The organism is Rahnella sp. PD4, assembly GCF_049199325.1.
Classification (GTDB): domain Bacteria; phylum Pseudomonadota; class Gammaproteobacteria; order Enterobacterales; family Enterobacteriaceae; genus Rahnella; species Rahnella perminowiae.
In genome coordinates this window covers 591,921-606,795 of sequence record NZ_JBLZQF010000002.1, presented here as the reverse complement: position 1 = coordinate 606,795, position 14,875 = coordinate 591,921, and the positions used below count along the sequence as shown (strand labels likewise).

Annotated in this window: 14 protein-coding genes; 11 read left to right on the top strand and 3 right to left on the bottom strand. The window is 54.3% G+C overall.

What is annotated here, in order from left to right; all coding sequences use genetic code 11:
* The first annotated feature begins 253 nt into the window (after positions 1-253).
* Complete coding sequence (gene sixA, locus ACOZIO_RS07345) at positions 254-742, top strand: phosphohistidine phosphatase SixA (RefSeq protein WP_129952285.1); 489 nt, start codon at positions 254-256, stop codon at positions 740-742.
* A gap of 210 nt (positions 743-952) precedes the next feature.
* Here sixA and smrB read toward each other — a convergent pair whose 3' ends face one another.
* Positions 953-1,492, bottom strand: coding sequence for an endonuclease SmrB (gene smrB / locus ACOZIO_RS07340; RefSeq protein WP_129952776.1), 540 nt, complete (start codon positions 1,490-1,492; stop codon positions 953-955).
* A gap of 203 nt (positions 1,493-1,695) precedes the next feature.
* On the opposite strand from smrB, the gene prmB reads away from it, so the two are divergent.
* From prmB to ACOZIO_RS07310, 6 genes are all read left to right on the top strand, one after another.
* Positions 1,696-2,628, top strand: coding sequence for a 50S ribosomal protein L3 N(5)-glutamine methyltransferase (gene prmB, locus ACOZIO_RS07335; RefSeq protein ID WP_129952286.1), 933 nt, complete (start codon positions 1,696-1,698; stop codon positions 2,626-2,628).
* Positions 2,629-2,701: 73 nt separating this feature from the next.
* Complete coding sequence (gene aroC / locus ACOZIO_RS07330) at positions 2,702-3,787, top strand: chorismate synthase (RefSeq protein ID WP_217139014.1); 1,086 nt, start codon at positions 2,702-2,704, stop codon at positions 3,785-3,787.
* Between the two features lie 8 nt (positions 3,788-3,795).
* The gene (gene mepA / locus ACOZIO_RS07325) at positions 3,796-4,647 is read left to right on the top strand and encodes a penicillin-insensitive murein endopeptidase (RefSeq protein ID WP_165383708.1); all 852 of its coding nucleotides are present in this window, start codon (positions 3,796-3,798) and stop codon (positions 4,645-4,647) included.
* Positions 4,648-4,692: 45 nt separating this feature from the next.
* A complete protein-coding gene (locus ACOZIO_RS07320) occupies positions 4,693-5,493 on the top strand; it encodes a sulfite exporter TauE/SafE family protein (RefSeq protein WP_129952288.1) in 801 nt (266 codons plus the stop codon).
* A 97-nt stretch (positions 5,494-5,590) separates the two neighbouring features.
* Positions 5,591-6,148, top strand: a complete 558-nt coding sequence (locus ACOZIO_RS07315; protein WP_421595135.1) for an elongation factor P hydroxylase — start codon at positions 5,591-5,593, stop codon at positions 6,146-6,148.
* A gap of 32 nt (positions 6,149-6,180) precedes the next feature.
* Positions 6,181-6,462, top strand: coding sequence for a YfcL family protein (locus tag ACOZIO_RS07310; protein ID WP_129952290.1), 282 nt, complete (start codon positions 6,181-6,183; stop codon positions 6,460-6,462).
* Positions 6,463-6,533: 71 nt separating this feature from the next.
* Here ACOZIO_RS07310 and mnmC read toward each other — a convergent pair whose 3' ends face one another.
* A complete protein-coding gene (mnmC, locus tag ACOZIO_RS07305) occupies positions 6,534-8,564 on the bottom strand; it encodes a bifunctional tRNA (5-methylaminomethyl-2-thiouridine)(34)-methyltransferase MnmD/FAD-dependent 5-carboxymethylaminomethyl-2-thiouridine(34) oxidoreductase MnmC (RefSeq protein ID WP_421595134.1) in 2,031 nt (676 codons plus the stop codon).
* Positions 8,565-8,733: 169 nt separating this feature from the next.
* Here mnmC and fabB point away from each other — a divergent pair, with 169 nt between their 5' ends.
* From fabB to ACOZIO_RS07285, 4 genes are all read left to right on the top strand, one after another.
* Positions 8,734-9,954: a beta-ketoacyl-ACP synthase I gene (gene fabB / locus ACOZIO_RS07300; protein ID WP_129952292.1), complete on the top strand. Its 1,221-nt coding sequence runs from the start codon at positions 8,734-8,736 to the stop codon at positions 9,952-9,954.
* Positions 9,955-10,159: 205 nt separating this feature from the next.
* Positions 10,160-10,639: a DUF2946 domain-containing protein gene (locus ACOZIO_RS07295; RefSeq protein WP_129991750.1), complete on the top strand. Its 480-nt coding sequence runs from the start codon at positions 10,160-10,162 to the stop codon at positions 10,637-10,639.
* Between the two features lie 85 nt (positions 10,640-10,724).
* The gene (locus tag ACOZIO_RS07290; protein WP_421595133.1) at positions 10,725-12,197 is read left to right on the top strand and encodes a PepSY-associated TM helix domain-containing protein; all 1,473 of its coding nucleotides are present in this window, start codon (positions 10,725-10,727) and stop codon (positions 12,195-12,197) included.
* A gap of 16 nt (positions 12,198-12,213) precedes the next feature.
* Positions 12,214-13,341 (top strand): SLC13 family permease, encoded by a 1,128-nt coding sequence (locus ACOZIO_RS07285; RefSeq protein WP_421595132.1) that lies wholly within the window; start codon positions 12,214-12,216, stop codon positions 13,339-13,341.
* Here ACOZIO_RS07285 and ACOZIO_RS07280 read toward each other — a convergent pair.
* Entirely contained in the window at positions 13,334-14,821 is a 1,488-nt protein-coding gene (locus ACOZIO_RS07280; RefSeq protein WP_238483379.1) for a PLP-dependent aminotransferase family protein, read from the bottom strand. The genes ACOZIO_RS07285 and ACOZIO_RS07280 overlap by 8 nt on opposite strands.
* Between the last annotated feature and the right edge of the window lie 54 nt (positions 14,822-14,875).

Below are 14,875 nucleotides of genomic sequence, written 5' to 3'. Positions count from 1 at the left end.
ATGGTTTACAAGCGGTAAGGGTTGGTGTAAAAAACAGCGTTTTATTTACGTGAAGTTTCAGGCAAAATGCCCGACCGCTGATGCTCATCATGCAGGGCATGTGGGCACAGCGTGTTAAGTGGATGTAATGCCTGACAGCTATCTTGTAATGAAAAACTTCAATCTGACAGTGATTGAAATGCTGGGCAATGGGTAATACAGCACGCAAGGCGTTTCTGTATAGCGCTATTTTTGTTAACAAAAGCGGTGCAATATGCAAGTTGTAATTATGCGTCACGGTGATGCGGTTCTCGAAGCTGCCAGCGACTCAGTTCGCCCGTTAAGCGAATGCGGATGTGACGAATCAGTACATATGGCTGCCTGGCTGAATGGCCGTGGCATCAAAATTGACCGCATTCTGGTCAGCCCGTACCTGCGTGCGCAGCAGACGCTCGAAAAAGTGCGCCAGTGTCTGGCGCTGCCCGGAAATGTTGAGATTGATATTCTCAAGGAACTGACACCGGGCGGAGATCCTGCTCTGGTCGCCAGTGAACTGCAGCATCTGGCACTGATCGGCGTCAACGCGGTACTGGTGGTGTCGCATCTGCCGCTGGTCGGTTATCTGGTAGCAGAACTGTGTCCGGGCGTTTGCCCGCCAATGTTCGCCACTTCCGCGATGGCAAGTGTTGAACTGAACGGCGAAACCGGGCAAGGCACCTTTGACTGGCAATTCAGCCCATGCCAGGTGATGGCTAAGGTCTAATCCCGTTTACTCGTCATACTTCGAGCCGCAGATGCATTGGCTGCGATAAATTACCCGGATCACTTACCTGAGTAAGCTTATCGGGATAATTTTTCTTGCCGCCTTGCTGCAACTCGAATTATTTAGAGTAAGGCTTCGGTGAACAGCGCCAGACAAAAGAAAGGCACAGCTCCGGCTGTGCCTTTCTCGTTTATGAAGGTGGGGAGGAAGTCAGCTGATTTTATCGTCCAGCTCCACCAGTACCAGCAAAGCGGCGCTGCCACCCAGTTCTTTAGGAGCCTGATGGAAAGCCTCGACGTCCGGATGCTGTGCCAGCCACAGCGGGGTTTGTTGCTTGAGGATATGTTTGCCGTGACCGTGCATCACACAGGCGCAATGCACATGTTCACGGCGGCAGGCGGCGATCAGCGCGCCCAGTTCCTGTTTGGCTTCTCTCTGCGTTAAACCGTGTAAATCCAGAAACAGCTCGGGCGAATAATCGCCGCGACGCAATTTTTTCAATTCAAAATGACTGACATCTGGCCGGATATGGCGAACCGGGCCTTCTTCCTGCAACATTGGCTGGAATTCATCAGAAAAATAATAGCTCGCGTCCACCTGCTCCTGAATCAGCTTTTTAGGCGACAGGGTGACCAGCTTTTTTCGCGGCGGGCGGTGAGTAATCGTATCGTTTTTCAGGCGCTTGATGCCCGGAACAGCCTCGCGGAATAACGCCGCTTCCTCGGGGCTGAGCAGGTGTTTTTTCTTCATCTTTTTATCGTCATTATCGCTCAATACAGACAGTGTACCTTCCGTCACCCTGCGGTTTAAAGAAAACTCAGGGTTAAATTCTTCGGGACATCGCGCAAGTGCGTTGACTAGCTGCTGATTTGTGGCGGGCTTCGTGGCAAACTATGCGGCAAATAATGGGTTAAACGTCTGTTAAAAACCCGTGCACTGCCTGGAGAATAAAATTGGACAAAATTTTCGTCGACGAAGCTGTCAGTGAGCTGCATACCATTCAGGATATGCTGCGCTGGACCGTCAGCCGCCTGAACGCGGCCAATGTCTATTACGGTCACGGCACCGATAACCCGTGGGACGAAGCCGTGCAACTGGTTCTGCCAAGCGTGTTTTTACCGCTGGACATCCCTGAAGATATGCACACCGCACGCCTGACATCCAGCGAGCGCCACCGCATTGTTGAGCGTGTGATCCGCCGCGTCAACGAGCGGGTGCCGGTGGCCTATCTGACCAACAAAGCCTGGTTCTGCGACATGGAATTCTATGTCGATGAACGCGTACTGGTGCCACGTTCGCCTATTGGCGAGCTGATCAGCAACCGTTTCTCCGGCATTCTGAACGAACAGCCGCAGCACATTCTTGATATGTGTACCGGCAGCGGCTGCATTGCTATTGCCTGTGCTTATGCGTTCCCTGAAACCGAAGTTGACGCTGTCGACATTTCTGCCGATGCGCTGGCGGTGGCTGAGCGCAATATCGACACACACGGCATTGAAAACTGGGTCACGCCCATCCGCTCCGACCTGTTCCGTGAATTGCCAGCCTTGCAATATGACCTGATTGTCACCAATCCGCCGTACGTGGACGAAGAAGACATGTCTGATCTGCCGCAGGAATACCGCCACGAGCCGGTTCTGGGGCTGGCTTCCGGCAGCGACGGTCTGAAACTGACCCGTCGCATTTTGGCCTGTGCACCCGATTACCTGACCGATAACGGCGTGCTGATCTGCGAAGTGGGCAACAGCATGGTGCATCTGATGGAGCAGTATCCTGAGATCCCGTTCACCTGGCTGGAGTTTGAAAACGGTGGTGACGGCGTCTTTATGCTGACCAAACAGCAACTTCTCGATTGCGCCGAAGAATTCCGCGCATACAAAGACTAATTCACTTTGACAATAATGACCGGCATTGCGCCGGTCATTGAGCATCCATCAACATAATGGTTAAGGAGCCGTGATGGCAGGGAACAGTATTGGGCAGTTTTTCCGCGTCACCACTTTTGGCGAATCCCACGGTGTGGCACTGGGCTGTATTATTGACGGTGTACCGCCGGGTATTGCCCTGACCGAAGCTGATCTGCAACACGATCTCGACCGTCGTCGTCCGGGCACTTCGCGTTACACCACACAGCGCCGTGAAGCTGATGAAGTAAAAATTCTTTCAGGTGTGTTTGAAGGCGTCACTACCGGCACCAGCATCGGTCTGATTATCCAGAACACCGATCAGCGATCCCAGGATTACAGCGCAATCAAAGATGTGTTCCGCCCGGGACATGCCGATTATACCTACGAGCAAAAATATGGCGTGCGCGATTACCGTGGCGGCGGCCGTTCGTCTGCCCGCGAGACCGCGATGCGTGTGGCCGCTGGCGCGGTGGCTAAGAAATACCTGCTGGAGAAGTTCGGTGTCAAAGTACGCGGTTATATGTCGCAAATGGGTGATATCACCTGCGAGCTGAAAGACTGGGATCTGGTGGACACTAACCCGTTCTTCTGCCCGGATGAAAGCAAGCTGGAAGCGCTGGATGAGCTGATGCGTGCGCTGAAAAAAGAGGGTGATTCGATCGGTGCCAAAATCACTGTGGTGGCGGATCATGTGCCTGTCGGCCTGGGTGAGCCTGTGTTTGATCGTCTGGATGCGGATCTGGCGCATGCACTGATGAGCATTAATGCCGTGAAAGGTGTGGAAATCGGCGATGGTTTTGCGGTTGTCGCCAAACGTGGCAGTGAAAACCGGGACGAAATTACGCCGGGCGGTTTCGAAAGCAACCACGCGGGTGGGATTCTCGGCGGCATCAGCAGCGGCCAGCCGGTTATCGCCCATCTGGCGCTGAAGCCGACCTCGAGTATCACTGTACCGGGTCGTACGATTAACCGCGACGGTGAGCAGGTCGAGATGATCACCAAAGGGCGTCATGATCCGTGCGTCGGTATCCGTGCGGTACCGATTGCCGAAGCAATGATGGCGATCGTACTGATGGATCATTTACTGCGTCAGCGTGCTCAGAACGGCGACGTCCATTCCACCGTGCCACGCTGGTAATCTGTCCGATGAAACCTTTACGCACGTTCCCGGCGTTTCGTGCTGTTTGCGCCAGTCTTCTGGCGCTTGCACTTTGCGCACCTGCGATGGCGGCAACGCCGTGGCAGAAAATTACTCAGCCGATTTCCGGCACGCCGGAAGCGATTGGCAGTTATGCCAACGGTTGTCAGGTTGGCGCACAGCCCTTGCCGCTGAACTCTCCGGCCTATCAGGTGATGCGTACCGACCAGCGCCGCTATTTCGGCCAGCCTGATTTACTGGCATTTATCACCCGTCTGGGCACGCAGGCTCAACAAAAAGGACTGGGTACCCTGCTGGTCGGTGATATGGCGATGCCGGCTGGCGGGCGCTTCAGCAGTGGTCACGCCAGCCATCAGTCCGGGCTGGATGTGGATATCTGGCTGCAACTGCCGCGTCAGCGCTGGAGCGAACAGATGTTGCTCAGGCCGCAGCCTATCGATCTGGTCAGCGCCAACGGTAAATCCATTGTGCCCTCTCAGTGGCAGCCACGGATCGAAACGCTGATCAAAATGGCAGCACAGGATAAAGATGTGGTGCGGATCTTCGTCAATCCGGCTATCAAACAACAGCTCTGTCTTGATGCAGGAACGGATCGCGAATGGCTGCATAAGGTACGTCCGTGGTTTGGTCATCGCGCGCATATGCACGTTCGTCTGCGTTGCCCGGTAGGTAACCTCGAATGTGAGAATCAGGCACCACCGCCTGCGGGTGATGGTTGTGGCGCAGAGCTGCAAAGCTGGTTCCTGCCACCTAAGCCGGGCAGCGGAAACCCGGTGAAAAAAGAGCCCCCTCCGTTGCCGCCTTCTTGTCAGGCGTTGCTGGATAAACACGTTCTTTAACAGGTTTTACTTACTCTTCGCCACGCATAGCGAGCTGACAGAAAAATGGACTGGTTGATTGTTGCCCCGTGGGTTTTGGTTGTTTTATTTTTCGTTGCACTGTTTGCCGGTTTCATTGATTCCATTGCCGGTGGTGGCGGGCTGATCAGCCTGCCGGCGCTGCTTGCGGCAGGTGTGTCACCGGCACAGGCCATTGCGACCAATAAGCTGTCATCGATAGGCGGATCCTTCTCCGCCAGTCTTTACTTTGTACGGCGTGGTGTGGTGAATCTCAACGATCAAAAACTGAATATTGCCTGTACCTTTACGGGATCAGTGATCGGCGCGATCCTTATCCAGCATCTGCGCGCTGATATGTTACGTCAGGTTTTACCGCTGCTGATCATCTGCATTGGGTTGTATTTTTTGCTGACGCCGCGTCTGGGCGAAAGCGACCGGGCAAGGCGCTTAAATGCACTGCCGTATGCGCTGGTAGGCGGCGGTTGTGTCGGGTTCTACGATGGTTTTTTCGGTCCCGGTGCCGGTTCTTTTTACGCGCTGGCTTTTGTGACGTTATGCGGGTTTAATCTGGCAAAAGCCACGGCACATGCAAAAGTCCTGAATTTCACCTCCAACTTTGGCGGCCTGCTGTTTTTCATACTTGGCGGCAAAGTGGTGTGGGTGCTGGGATTTGTGATGATGGCGGGGCAGTTTATCGGTGCACGTCTGGGCGCGCGTATGGTGCTGAGCAAAGGTCAGAAAATCATTCGTCCGATGGTGGTCATTGTTTCCGTGGTGATGAGCTGCAAGCTGATTTATGACAATCATGGCGCTGAAATCCATCAATGGATAAGCCTGCATTTATAATGGCAGGCGCTGCAAAATGCTTGCCTGAGGTCATGAAATCGGGTGTGTAAACAAGGGTATATTGTCGCCTTTCCCACTTACTGAGTTTTACCGTTTTATGTCAGATTCGACTGCAACACATAACTATCATCAACTGATCGACATTTTTGATTCCTGCTTCTTTGAGGAATTTAACGTTCGCCTGGTCAAAGGCGACGACGAGCCGATCTATTTGCCTGCTGATGAGCAGACCCCTTTTAACCGGATTGTGTTTGCACACGGTTATTATGCCAGCGGCATGCATGAAATTTCCCACTGGTGTGTGGCTGGCGCTGAGCGCCGCAAACGGGTGGATTTCGGTTACTGGTACTGCCCGGACGGCCGCGATGCGCAAACGCAAAGTGAATTCGAGAAAGTGGAAATCAAACCACAATCTTACGAATGGCTGTTCTGTGTGGCAGCAGGTTTTCGTTTCAACGTCAGTTGTGACAACCTGAGCGGCGATTGCGAACCTGACCGCGTGGGTTTTCAGAACAAAGTACGCGAAGAAGTGCTGCGTATGCTGGAACTGGGTATTCCTGAAAGACCGGCACGCTTTATTAAAGCGTTACAATCGTTTTACAATACGCCCCCATTGACGCCTGCAGATTTCCCTGCGTTGCAGCCGATCGAATAAGACCCCGAATACCTGTTACGAGAGGAAGAGTAATGATCGCAGAATTTGAAACGCGGATTTTAACGCTGATCGACGATATGGTCGAAAGCGCCAGTGACGACGAATTGTTTGCCAGTGGCTATCTGCGGGGCCATCTGACGGTCGCCGTGGCAGAAGCGGAAGAAAACGGTGAACACACTGCTGAAGCACTGAAAATCCGTGTTCAGGATGGCCTGGACAAAGCCATCAAAGCCGGTGAGTTGTCACCACGCGATCAGGCTTTAGTGCAGGGCATGTGGGAAAATCTGTATCAGGCTTCCCTGCCTCAGTTTTAGGGGACGCTATTTTGTGAAAAAGCGCAGCGACGGGTCAACCGGCTGCGCTTTTTTATTGCCTCAGTGGCCGGTTAATGTGATTCGACCGGGCGGCCTTTCAGCAGTTTTCTGACCCACATCCGGTTTGGATTCAGCGCCGCCAGTGTGTCGCTGTCGAGCGGCAATGGTTCACCGGCAATCTGTGCAGCCAGTATTTCTGCCCCCAGGGGGGCGGAGCTGAGGCCACGGGAGCCGAACGCGCCAAACAGAAACAGGTTTTCATACACCGGCGCGTCTGCAATCGGGCGATGGCGCTGAATATCCAGATCCAGTTTTTTATAGCTTTCCAGCAACGCGTCGTAATCGGACACCGAACCGATCATCGGCAGATGATCCCGCGTTGCACAACGCACGCCGTTCCTCGCCTCACTCTGACTGACATCCACCTCATGTGGCCATGGTTGTTCCGGCAGGCAGTTCAGCAGCCGCTGGCGGTTTTCCTGCTGATCGTCTTCACGGTAATCCGTGCATTTATCCGCACGGTGATAGCTTGCGCCAATGCAATGATGCTGATTTTGCGGACTGACCGGGGTCATATAACCGTCATAACACAAGACCTGTTTAAGTTTGCTCAGTACAGGTGTGGTCGGAATATGCGAAACCTGACCGCTGACCGCGTAAACCGGCAGTTTTTCGGTCTGGCTGAAATCAGTGATGTCCGCGCCGTTGGCCAGGACAACGCCCTGATGACGGGCAACATGGCCATCGGCAAAGGTCAGCACCCACTGTGAATCTGCATCATAATTTAATGCGGTTGCGCGCTGGCGATAATGCACGGTTAAGCCCCGGGTTTCGGCAAGCGAAATCAGGGACGCGGTCAGTTCAGCCGGACACAGCCAGGCACCGAGCGGATAAGTTACGCCGCCGCTGCCGCACGGCAATCCGCATAGTGCTTCCACGTCTTCTTCACTCAATCCTGTTGCCAGTTCTCCCGGCCAGCCACCGTTAATGATGCCGTCAATTTTGCCCTGACTTTTTTCGTCATACCCGAGTTGCGTGACGCCACTCCAGCCGTGATCGAAAGACACATCCGCCTTTTCAAGTTGCGCATACTGGCGGCGGGCGAAAGTGAAAGCATGGGCAAAGAAGTTCTCCAGTGTATCGCCGCGGCCGTTGAGCAACGGATAAACAGCCCCCTGACGGTTGCCGGAAGCACCGAGTGCCGGTTTTTCATCGGCGCAATACAGCGTGACCGCAAAACCACGTCGAAGTAATGCCAGCGATAACACAGCACTGGCGACGCCGCCGCCGAGAAGGGCAAATTCAGTGACATTTTTCGCCGCCGGACGCACATACCACGGTGCGGGATGAGGTACGTCAATTCCTGCGGGCAGCACACCGGCTAACATATGTCGCTTTTCGCCGAACCCCGGTACCTTACTGATGTCAAAACCTGCGCTTTGCAATCCGCGGCGGACAAAACCCGCCACGGTGAAGGTGGCGAATGTACCCTGCGGTCGGGTCATTTTCGCCATTGAACGGAATAAATCCTCTGTCCACATGTCCGGATTTTTGGACGGGGCAAATCCGTCGAGAAACCAGGCGTCGATCTGTTGATTCATACTGGTGTCACATGCCGGAAGCAGGGTAGTGACATCGCCGAACCACAGGTCAAGCGTGATACGCCCGTCTGCGAGCAGCAGGCGGTGACAGCCGGGAAAGGGCATTGGCCATTGTTCGCAAAGTTGTGCCGAATACGCGGCCAGCTCGGGCCATTGTGTGTGTGCTGTCGCCAGATCACGGGCGGACAACGGAAATTTCTCGTAGCTGATGAAATGCAGACGTTGCAGCGTGGCGTCGGGCTGCGCTTCGCGGAATGTCCCGAAGGCTTGCCACAGCGACATAAAGTTCAGACCGGTGCCAAAACCGGTTTCGGCGATAATGCACAGCGGGCGAGGGTGACCGGCAAAACGTGCCGGAAAATGATTGCCATTGAGAAAAACATGTCGTGTTTCCAGCAGGCCGTTCTGATTGGAAAAATAGACGTCATCAAAATGTCGGGAAACAGGTGTACCCTGTTCGTTCCAGCTTAATTCTGCGGGCGTGATCGGGTTGTGGCTCACGTGAAACTCTCTCAGTTCAAGGCGATGCCGAAGTTTAACGCTGCCTTAGAACCCGCGCAAATTTACCACGATTTACACAAGGAATTGCTGATCGGACTTGTTCGGCGTACAACTGTACGCTAGAGTGCGTGACGAAATCCCAAATGGTGAATAGTACAAGAGGTATTAAATGAAACGTGCAGTGATTACTGGCCTGGGTATCATCTCGAGCATCGGTAACAACAAGCAGGAAGTTCTTGCATCTCTGCAGGAAGGTCGCTCTGGGATCACCTTCTCGCAAGAGCTGAAAGATGCCGGGATGCGTAGTCACGTCTGGGGTGATGTCAAATTAGACACCGCAGGCCTTATCGATCGTAAGATTGTGCGTTTCATGAGTGATGCCTCGATCTACGCTTATTTATCCATGCAACAGGCGATTGAAGACTCCGGTCTGACCCCTGAAATGGTATCCAACGAACGTACCGGCCTGATCGCAGGTTCCGGCGGCGGTTCTCCGCGCAATCAGGTCGCGGGCTCTGACGGTATGCGTGCCAAAGGCCTGCGCGGCGTAGGTCCTTACATGGTGACCAAAGCGATGGCTTCCGGCGTGTCTGCCTGCCTCGCAACGCCGTTCAAAATTCGCGGCGTTAACTATTCCATCAGTTCTGCCTGCGCCACCTCTGCACACTGCATCGGTAACGCGGTAGAAATGATTCAGCTGGGCAAACAGGATGTGGTGTTTGCCGGTGGCGGTGAAGAACTGTGCTGGGAAATGGCGTGTGAATTTGACGCGATGGGCGCACTGTCCACCAGCTACAACGAAACGCCGGACAAAGCATCCCGTACCTACGACAAAGCGCGTGACGGTTTCGTTATCGCAGGTGGCGGCGGTATGGTTGTTGTCGAAGAGCTGGAACACGCTCTGGCACGTGGCGCGCATATCTATGCAGAAATCGTTGGCTACGGCGCAACATCTGACGGCGCAGATATGGTGGCTCCTTCTGGCGAAGGCGCAGTGCGTTGCATGAAAATGGCAATGAACGGTGTAGATACTCCAATCGATTACGTTAACGTTCATGGGACTTCTACCCCGGTCGGCGACGTTAAAGAACTGGGCGCTATCCGTGAAGTGTTCGGTGACAAAACGCCGGCGCTGTCTTCGACCAAAGCCATGACCGGTCACTCTCTGGGTGCCGCAGGCGTTCAGGAAGCGATCTACACCTTGCTGATGGCTGAATACGGCTTCATCGCGCCAAGCATCAACATCGAAAACCTTGATGAGCAGGCCGAAGGTATGGATATCATCACTCAGCCAACGCAGCGTGAACTGACGACGGTGATGTCTAACAGCTTCGGTTTCGGTGGCACCAACGCCACGCTGGTGATGCGTAAGCTGAAAAACGACAAATAATACTGTCCGTTAATGTCTGTATAAAAGCCTGCTTCCGAGCGGGCTTTTTTGTCTCCGCCATCCTTCAGGCCGCCTCTGCGTTGGCGTGCCGGGTTTCTGAGGAATTATTCGCCCGCGGCCGTGATAGAACCTGAATGATTTCGGGTGTATATCTCAACAATTCAGGTACAATTTCGCCGCTTCTTATTTTCACCTTGTTGACATAATGCTCTCACTCCGACACATCCATCATCGACATTTGCACTTCCCGGCCTGGCTCGGGATGGTGGCGATACTGATGTTGTTTATTGCGCCAGTGGTGTCTAAATCGCTGGTGGCAGAGGGTGTGCAGCATAGGATGATGCCCGGCATGATGATGTCCGGGATGGACATGTCGGACGGGGAAATGGCTGACATGGATATGTCAGTGCATTCTGTATTATCGGAAGAGCATTGCCAGACGCCCGCCTGTCAGTCTGCGCCGCAGGATACCGTGAAAGCTATGCTTTCTGGCGACATGAGCGATGCCGCGTGCGGTTATTGTGTGTTGCTGGTGCATTTACCCCTGCTCGATTTGCAGGCTATGCCCATGCAGTGGTCGCTGGATGTTTCCAGCCGTGCTCCACCGTGCGCTGCCATACCGCATCTTATTCCTTCGCTGATATTCACGGATTCCCAACCCCGCGCACCGCCTGTTTTTCTGTAACTGCCTCTGAATAATTTCTTTCAAGTTAACCGCGATTTTTATCGCTGTTGACAGCGTGTTATTTGAAATTCAGGAAACCAGATTTATGAATCAACCTGCAAACCTGCCTTCCAGCGCGGGTAAAAAAATGCCTGCGCAAGCGGCCTTTATGGCGTTGCTGCGCCGTGTGCATTTTTACATTGGCCTGTTCGTCGGACCCTTTATTTTTGTCGCTGCGCTGACCGGTACACTGTATGTACTGACACCTCAGTTGGAAAATTATCTCTATGCCGGCGCATTATTTACCGCCTCAAAAGGAGAGGCGCAGCCGCTCTCCCGTCAGATAGATGCGGCGCTACAGGTTGCCGGTCAGGATAAAAAAATCTACGCCGTCAGACCGGCCCCCTCTGCGGGGGAAACGACGCGCGTGATGTTTTCTGATCCGCAACTCGGAGCATCTAAGAGCCGTGCAATTTTCATCGACCCCATCACGCTGGCGGTGAAAGGCGACATGACGGTGTACGGCACCAGCGGCATTTTGCCTTTCCGCACCTGGCTGGATGATTTACATCGCGGCTTATTGCTGGGTGATACAGGCCGGATATACAGCGAGCTGGCCGCCTCCTGGTTGTGGGTGGCGGCATCGGGTGGCGTCGTGCTCTGGTTCAGCGGTCGCCGGAAACCCCGACCACTGCGTAAGGTCAGTGGCAAGGTACAACAGCAGCAAAACAGCCGTCGCTGGCACAGTTCGCTCGGCCTGGTTTTGCTCGCCGGTTTACTGTTTTTCTCCGCCACCGGCCTGACCTGGTCACAATGGGCGGGGGACAATATCGGCGTGTTACGTGCCCATATGGGCTGGATGACGCCCGGCGTGAAAACCAGTCTGGATCCACAGACGGTCGCCGGACCGGTCAGTGAACATGCCGGGCATCAAGCGCCGATGGCTGATATGCCTGATATGCCGGGAATGAACATGTCGGCACACAGCATGCCTGCTGCATCACCAGCCGCCGTTGTTTCTGTACAGACTTTTGATGCGGTAGTACAGGCAGCGCGTGAGGCGGGTATTGCGGCGAACAAGATTGAAATCCGTCCGGCGTATAACACGGGGAAAGCCTGGACAGTGACCGAAGTTGATCGCAGCTGGCCAACGCAGGTGGATGCGGTATCGGTCAATCCCCGTTCCCTGCAAATCGTCGATCACGTGCGGTTTGCTGATTTCCCGCTGCTTGCCAAACTCACCCGCTGGGGTGTGGATGCGCATATGGGCATTCTGTTTGGCATCTGGAATCAGGCCATTCTGGTGATTTTTGGTGCCGGGCTTTGTGTGATGATTGCCTGGGGATATCGCCTGTGGTGGCTGCGCCGCAGCGTCAACAGTACCGACAGTCATCCGGCCACGACATTGCTACAAACCTGGCGGTCTGTGCCGTTCAGGCTGCAATGCCCGATTTTGGTGATCACGATCGGTCTGGCAATTTCATTGCCCGTGATGGGCGCGAGCTTACTTATTTTCCTGCTGATTGATGTTATCCGCTGGCAGCGGCGCAATTCTTCGCGTAACGTCAGCGAATTCTGAACAGTGAAGAAAAGACATGTTGATGGCGGCGTTCGGCTCTGTATTTAAGCCTTTTTTACGTGACAGGTTTTTGCATCTGTTAATTCTGCTTGGTGTCATTCTGACCCTGTTTCAGCCTGAGGAAATCAGCCGGTTTCCGCAGTTTGTGGACTGGGACACGATCGTCACGTTGCTGGGTTTACTGATGCTGACCAAGGGCGTTGAGGTCAGCGGTTACTTTGATTTTGTAGGCCGTAAGATGATTAACGCCATCGACAATGAGCGGTGGCTGGCGCTGTTTCTGGTCACTGCTGCAGCACTGTTGTCCACGTTTATGACCAATGACGTCGCGTTATTTATCATCATCCCGCTGACGATCACGCTGAAGAAACTGACGTCGTTACCGGTGACGCGGCTGATTATCTTTGAAGCACTGGCGGTGAATGCCGGTTCACTGCTTACGCCGATCGGTAACCCGCAAAATATTCTGTTATGGAATAAATCCGGTCAGTCCTTCCTGCATTTTATCGGACAGATGACACCGCTGGCGCTGGTCACTCTGGCTGCCTTATTGCTGGTGACCTGGTTTTGTTTTCCGTCGCACAGCCTGAAAAAAATTGAGAACAATCAGGGATATCCTTTTCAAAAAGGTCTGCTGGTGAGCTGTGTTGTGCTCTACGCGGTATTTATCGCCTGTGTTGATCTGGGGCTGGCCCTGTATGGTTTGCTGGCGGTGATCCTGTGTTTTTTACTGCTGGCGCGAAATGTCCTGCTGCGCATCGACTGGCCGCTGATCCTGGTGTTTATCGTGATGTTTATCGATGTGCGTTTACTGGTCGGGATGAATGTCCTGCAGCCAGCGTTTACGCATATTCACGGGCTACCGGATTACGGTCATTATCTGCTGAGCATCGGGCTTTCTCAGGTCATCAGTAACGTGCCCGCGACAATCCTGATGATTAATTATTTACCCTCCGGACCGTTGCTGGCCTACGCCGTCAATGCCGGTGGTTTCGGGCTGGCGATAGGATCGCTGGCCAATCTTATTGCGCTGCGCATGGCGAATGACAAGAAGATCTGGCTGCGGTTTCACTATTATTCTTTCCCGTTCCTGTTGTTCAGCGGCGGCGCGGGCTGGTTGTTATTGACGCTGTTTGTTAAATGACTGGCACCTTCAGCGACGCCAGACGGTTTACTGCGGTGGTGATTTCAGCCGGGGTTAATGCCGAGAAACCGAGCAGCCAGCCGTCCTGATGTTGGGTCACTAAACCGGCGCTGGCGGTAAACAGAGGTGAAAGCCGTGGCGTTTCGACACCGGCCTGGGCGGCAAGCGCGCTGAAATGCTGTTCCTGTCCGGCAGGCAGACGGGCGGCGAGTTGTAACCCCCCGGCGGCAACCTGAGGGCTCAGCCATTCAATTTTTTGCTTAATTTGCGTCAGCAGATGGTCACGTCGGCTGTGGTAAAGCTGACGCGAAAAGCGCAGATGTGAAGCGAAATGCCCGGCCTGCATAAATTCCGCCGTGACGGCCTGCATCAGCTGTGAAGAATGACCGTCATTCACGGTGCGCAGCGTCACCATCGGTGCCACCAGCGCAGGCGGTAAGACGGCATAGGCCAGCCGCAAAGACGGGAATAAAACTTTCGAGAAGGTTCCCAGATAAATGACCTGCTGATGTTTATCCAGCCCTTGCATAGCCGGAAGCGGCCGCCCGTCGTAATGCAGTTCACTATCGTAATCATCTTCGATGATCCAACTGCCGTGACGTTTCGCATAGCCGAGCAGATGTAAACGGCGTGACAAACTCAGGCTGACACCGGTCGGATAATGGTGCGACGGCGTCAGGTATATCAGGCGCGGCACAGGTGAATCAGCGCCCGGCACCATTCCCTGTTCATCAACCTCAATGGCGCAAATATCGGCTCCGGCGCTGGCAAACGCGTTGCGTGCACCCGGATAACCCGGCTGCTCAAGCCACACCGTATCTGCGGGATCAATCAGGAGCATCGCCAGCAATTGCAGTGCCTGTTGCGAACTGGTGGTGATAAGGATTTGTCCGGCGCTGCAAATGACCCCGCGTGACTGCTGAAGATAGCTGGCAAGCGCCTCGCGCAAGGGCAAATACCCCTGCGGGTCGCCATATCCCAGCAGGCGTTCGCCCTGAGTCCGCAGCTGTCTGGCGGTTATTTGCTTCCAGATTTTCAGCGGGAAGGCGCGCAGATCAGGCGAACCGGCTGCAAAGGCGACGGGCGCTTGCGGGTCACGACAGCCGCCGTTGGCGATAATTTTCTCACCCCGCGCTGACAAGCGCGCAAACCCAGGCGATAAGACCTGGCTGTTTCGGGAGGACAGGGCGGTGGGCAGTGAGCGGCTGACAAAAGTCCCCTTGCCGGTATGGCGCTGAAGATAACCCTCTGCTTCTATCTGTGCGTAGGCGGCTTCTACGGTGACCCGTGAGAGTTTCAGGTCAGAGGCCAGAATACGCGAAGACGGCAGGCGTTCTCCTCCGGTCAGCGCACCGGTATGAATAGCCTTGCGCAACGCTGAACACAGCCGGTCACGCAAACCTGCCGCAGCGTCTGAACCGGTGATGGCTGTGTTTTCGAAAAGCGTAATCAGTGCAGAGGGCTGAGACAAGATGCGCATAATGGGTCTTATGATTGGCTTGAAATTGGCATTAATCATAAGACCAAAAACGGC